Genomic DNA, 5,550 nt, shown 5'->3' on the forward strand with positions numbered 1-5,550 from the left:
AGGGTTGTCGGACCGGACGGCGGCCGGCCCCAGATCGATTCCGCTGCGAAACGCGAATCGTTCGTGCTCCTCGGCATCATCCCGTTCTTCGGGTCGCTGCTGGTCTTGGCGGCCTGGATCGCGATCGCCATAACGATCAGTTCGGATCCGCAGGACCAAGGCATTCACGACCGCTTCGCCGGTGGCACCCGCGTACTACGCGGGTAACAGGGGAGCCGGTCTGCACCCAGCCGGCCAGACAGCGGCAGATCGACGCCGGCGCGTTCGGCTGGCCGACGGCATGCATCACAACTCCTGAAGGTTGGCGTCAACCGGTCGTAGCGACGCCCGCATCGTGCTGGAAGCAGGGGGTTCGGTAAGATGATCGCGATCGGGCAGGCTCCTTGTCTGCCCCACCAGCCGGATTCGAACCCCCTGCGTAGGGTCCCGCACGAGGCGGGCGTCGGGCGTCGCTTCCACCGCTTGATACCGCACCCCGCACGTTACGCCACACCGCCGACACCACCTCCGCGAGCGGACGTTGGACGTGCTACGCGCCATGCCAAAGCCCGGGGCGCCACGGTTCAGATCACGAAGCTTGTGCCGTCGAATCGGACGAGTGAGAACGATCCCCGCTCGAGGTATGTCGGTTTCTGCTCCTGGAGGACACGGATGGCGACTTCTTCTCCGAGGCGGAGTGACTGGACGTAGTCGGTGTACCAGTGCACACCGGCATGGTTGCGACCGATCGCGATGTTCGCCGCTACCTTGTTCAGTTCACCGCCCACGGTGAGCTGGTCGGCACCTGACCAGCTCACCAGTCCCGTGCCGGCGGCGTCGGGGATTCGAGGCGCGCCAAGTGGTGTGCCTGGCTTACCCGGTGAGCCCCCGATGCGCAGCTCAGCCATGGGAAAGGACTCGTCGAACCACGCCTTGAGTACCGTGACGCAGGCACCTGCCACGGTGGCGTGGCCCGCCCCGTAGGCGGGGTGCATCGGAGACCCTTCGGGGAACGCCATCGGCAGCAGTGCGCTGCCGGTCGCCGCCTGGATTGCTGCGACCGCAGCACTTTCCAACACGTCGGAGTGGATCGGATAGCTTCCGGGCGATGTGCGGCTGCGCTCGACCCAACCCCCGTACGCCTCGGGCCGCAACCGTCGGTGCACAAACCATTTCTGGTGCCATACGGCCTTCAACGCACGGGTGGCCACCTCGCAAACGAGCGAGAGGATATGCGGGCCACCGAAGGTGCCGAAACCGGCCTCGCGAGGCGAGTGCGTATAAGGATTACCGGGGTCGAACCGAGCGCCACCCCCCAGCAGAATCAGGCAGGCGTTGAGGTAAGCCTCGTACAGTGCGTCGAAGTGAACGTAGGTCGCGAGGTCCCGGCCGTTGCGGATATACCGCTTGGTGCTGTCGAAATGGTCGGTGCCGGAGGTGTCCTCGCCGTTTTGCACGTCCAGCCAGGCGCCCCACGTCGTGAGGTAGTCCGCACCTGAGGCAGCGGTGGTCTGGCGCTGGGGGTATGACAAGGTCCCGAACGGGACGTCGAGGAGCAGGAACTGCGACAGGTAGGGGCCCACAAGCTCGCCCGGAGTCTCACCCCGAAACAGTGTGTCGACCGTCACCTGGCCACCCGCCGGATCCCGCGGGCCACGGAAGTCGGCCAACACGTTCAGGTCGCTGACCGCCGCTGCCGCCGTCGCGTCGGTCGCGTAGTCCGTGAAGGCGACGTCACGCAGCCTGGCCATCCAATACAGTTCGACGGCCTCACCAGCCGCCTGCGCACTCGACAGCACCGGCGCCGGGGGGATGGTCAGGGCCCGGCAGTCGGGACCCTCCAGATCGAACGCGAGCCCCGCCCGCGGATTGACAAACGCTCGCTGCTTCGTCACCCCGGCGACTGGCGGCAGCCCGGCGATGCGGTCGATGTCCTCCGAGAGGAGCGCGTCGACGAGGAGTCGGTAGTGCGCGGGGTTGGCGACCTCACCCGTCACAGAATCATGTTCCAGCCCCTTGGTGAAGTTACCTAGACCGTTTGGGTAGAGCACCTCGTCGGAGTTGGAGATCTGGTCTGGATGTTGCCGATCAGCCGCGAACTGCGCCGCACCTGTGCGTAGCGCCAGCGCCTCGGCACGGCTTTGATGTGGACTCGGGCTCACGAGTGCTCCTTCAGATGGGGATCGGCCCGATTCTCCGGCTTCTGCCAGCAGGGGGGCCGAAGTCAAGGCCAAACTTGGTGTTTCCGGTCGCGATGACAGCCACGGTGCTTCCGTTCTCGACCACCGCCCATCGATCATAAGCCTGCCAGAAGATCCGTGAGGGCGGCGGAAGAAGGTTGCGGAGCTGGTGGAATTTTCTCGACCGACGGCCGAAAAACCGGGTCGCTGACCCCACCCCCTCCACAAACATCCGTTCGTGTTAACCATAGCGCCAGGGCATGGGGCATGGGGCATGGGTGCAGCGGTACGGCGTTCAGTTCGTTGACCAGCGTCGGATCATCAGCCTCGAAAATTCACGCCGAAATATAAGATCGTCTAGATCTTGTCAGATACCGTTTTCGATATTCGTTTCGGGGTCCGGGCACGACGAAGGCCCGTTCCGCACGGGTGGGCGCCGGGTCCCACGACCCCGGTGGGCGCTCCTTCCTTTCTCGTCGGGACGGGTGGGGACGGCCTCAGGTCGGCGCCGGCAGAGCGGAGATCCTCGCGAACGCGGCGCGCAGGTCGTGCGCCCACGGCCACGTCTCGGGTATCCGCAGCCGGCGCCTGCGCTGCCCGCGCACGATCCGCCTGGCGGTGTGCAGCAGCCTGGAGCGGAGGGTCTTCGGCTCCGCTCTCGCCAGCTCGCCGTCCAGGGCGAGCAGGGCGAACCAGGCCAGGAGGTCGCAGGCCAGCGCGACCACGACGCACCACACACTGTTGATCTCGAACTTCTTCGACGGCAGCCGGCGCAGGCCCGTCGCCTTCGCGCAGCGGATCCTCGACGCGACCCGGGCCTGCAGCCGGTGCGAAGCCTCGAGGATCTGCAGGTTACGGCCGGTCATGTCGGTGGCGGTGAGCGGGAACCGGCGGCCCTCGCACTGCTCGAACAGCGACAGCTGCGCGCCGGGGTGCGGCTTCTCCCTGCGGGCGACCACCCGCATATCGGCGGGCCACTTCTTCACCGTGTCGCCGGTCGGGTCGGTGCGGTACACGCCGGTCAGCTCGGCGACCTCGGCGTCCTCCCGCGGCTCGCCCTCGGCGTCGAGCGCGGCACACCACGCCGTCTCCGGGATGAGGCCGATCGCCGTGCGCGCCCGCTCGTCGAGGTCGAAGCCGACCGCGGAGCGGACCTCCATGCCGGGGTTCTCGGCGTTCAGCTTCGCGATGGCGTCGACGAGGGCGTGGGTGGAGCCGGCGCCGTCCACCGTGACCAGGATCTTCGTCCGGAACGGGGCGGGGATCTGCGCGATCGCGGCCTTCAGCACCTCGACCTGGTCGGCCGCGGTGTTCGACCCGGCGTTACCCGGCCGCACCTTCACGGCGAGCAGCTCCCCGGTGGTGTCACACCAGGCGGTGAGCGGATGGTGACCAAAAGTCTTCGTGACGGTCGGGGCCGCCGTCTCCTTCTCGGAATGGGCGATCACGATGGTGGCGTCCAGCCGGATCACGACCCAGTCGCCGAGGGTGGTCCCGGCCACCGTGCACGGCGGGATCCGCCCGTGCCGCGCCACGATCTGCCCCCACACGTGTGCCCGGACCGCCGCTCTCGCCGCGGCCAGCCCCTCCAACCGGCCGGAAGCCTCCGTCAGTACCCGCCACGCGGTGGGGACCGAGGCCACCGAGGCGAACAGCTCCTCCTGGTCGCCGAGCGTGCCGATGTCCGTAATCCTTGTGCCGCCGTCGGCGATCATCGCCGCGACGTCGGCGAGGACCCGGCCCCGGTCGTGCATCGGCAGGGACCGGCTCCCCTCCATCGCCGTCGACAGCCGGCCGGTCAGCCCGACCCGGTCGCCGGTCATCCGCAGGACCGCGGTGCCGACGTGGGAGACCACATCCCTGCCACCGACCTCGACGACGAGATCTTTCGACCACCCCGTAGCATCCACCGGGAAAGCGTCCCCCGACTCTGGTCGCGACACGGACTTAGACACCCGTATCTTCCCAGGTCAGGGGCACTTTCCCGTCACCGGAATACCCCTTCCATGAAGGTCATGGATCTACGGTATGAAAGGCCGAGGCTGGCTACCAGTTCATCCCACCCGGCCGCCGTGACCACACCACCCCGACCGCCGTACTCGATCTCTACGGCTTCCCCTGACAAAACCGGTCAGACCGCGAACACGCCGGACTCCGTTGGCAAACTCTTTGCGTTCATATTGCTACGAACTGCAATTGATCAAAATTGGGGTTCCCGGGCGTTCAGGCCGTCGTGGCGTCGAACTTGCGTCACCGAGCGTCGATAGATCGCCGATTTTCGTCACGATCTGCAAAAGCGGAGCCGCGCCCGCGTGGTCTCGCGGGCCATGAGGAGATCGAAGTCGCCGTGCCGGGCTCTCCGGCGCCGGCGGCGGGGCCGAAGGTCCGTGGGAGGCGTTCCGGCGGGGGGCGGGGACCGGCGTCCGCCCGCCGCCGACGGGGTGGGCGGCCTCGGAGAGGACGCGGCGACCCCGCAGTCTCAACTCTCTGCGTTCACATGTCGACACAGGATGATGAGACGGGACGGGTTGCGCCCGGGTGCGGGCGTGCCGCCGCGCCCGTGCCCGTCGGCGACGCGGGCGGCGTTGATCGCGCAGGCGGTCAGCACGTGCTGGACGTGGGTCTTGGTGTGGCCTCGGTAGCGGCAGCGGCGCACTCCATAGCCGCGGACGGCCTCGGAGATCGTGCCCTCCACCCCGGCCCGCGGGTTGTAGCGGCGTCGCCAGTCGGCGGTCTGCTGCTCGGCGCGCAACCGGGTCTGCAGCTCGTGGACCTCCCGGGGCGGCAGGGTGATTGTGCGGCCGGTGCGGCTGGTGCGGCTGGTGCGGCTGGTGGTGCAGTCGGGGCGCAGCGGGCAGGCGGCGCAGTCTTTACGTGGAGAACACGATCGCGACCCCGACCCGGTCGCCGTCGGCGGTCGTGTCCGACCAGGTGGCGCTGGTCCTGCCGGCCGGACAGACGGCGGTGCGGGCGTCCCCGTCGACGGCGAACGCCGACCGGTCGAAGCCCCTGCCGGCCCTGGCCTGCGGGCTCGAGTCGACGGCGACCGGGCCGACCAGGGCGATCCCCTCGGTGGCGGCCCGCCCGACGGCCTCCACGGTGGCGTACCCGCCGTCGACCAAGTGCTCGCCGGGCGTGAGCCCGCGGCCGGCCATCCCGGCGTGCACCAGCTCGAGGGCCTCGCAGTCGGGCAGGGTGGCCGCGGTGGTCTCCCCATGGGCGATCAGGTGGGGCAGGTCGGCGGGGCAGGTCTCGCTCAGGTGCACCGTGTATCCCGACCACTCGGTGGACCGCGTGACGCTGAACCGGGCGTCGGCGTCGGAGGGGGATGCGCACCGGTCCGCGGCCGGGGCCAGCTCGGCGGCGGACCGCCACGTCCCCGTGCCGCCGG

The 5,550-nt window shown here is 68.8% G+C and carries 4 protein-coding genes and 1 pseudogene; 1 reads left to right on the top strand and 4 read right to left on the bottom strand.

Features of this window, described 5'->3' with window-relative positions; all coding sequences use genetic code 11:
- Nucleotides 1-207, top strand: a 207-nt coding sequence (locus MJ797_RS25670) for an RDD family protein (protein WP_239342167.1), incomplete at its 5' end; no start/stop codon positions are given.
- Between the two features lie 356 nt (nt 208-563).
- Here MJ797_RS25670 and MJ797_RS25675 read toward each other — a convergent pair.
- The 4 genes and pseudogenes from MJ797_RS25675 to MJ797_RS25690 all read right to left on the bottom strand — a co-directional run.
- Complete coding sequence (locus MJ797_RS25675; RefSeq protein ID WP_239342170.1) at nt 564-2,141, bottom strand: vanadium-dependent haloperoxidase; 1,578 nt, start codon at nt 2,139-2,141, stop codon at nt 564-566.
- A gap of 515 nt (nt 2,142-2,656) precedes the next feature.
- Entirely contained in the window at nt 2,657-4,069 is a 1,413-nt protein-coding gene (locus tag MJ797_RS25680) for an IS1380 family transposase (protein WP_239342173.1), read from the bottom strand.
- Nucleotides 4,070-4,638: 569 nt separating this feature from the next.
- A complete protein-coding gene (locus MJ797_RS25685) occupies nt 4,639-5,010 on the bottom strand; it encodes a transposase (protein WP_239342176.1) in 372 nt (123 codons plus the stop codon).
- A gap of 19 nt (nt 5,011-5,029) precedes the next feature.
- Nucleotides 5,030-5,550: pseudogene (locus MJ797_RS25690) on the bottom strand (IS1182 family transposase); the annotation flags it as partial.

The organism is Protofrankia sp. CiP3 (assembly GCF_917627345.1).
Lineage (GTDB): Bacteria > Actinomycetota > Actinomycetes > Frankiales > Frankiaceae > Protofrankia.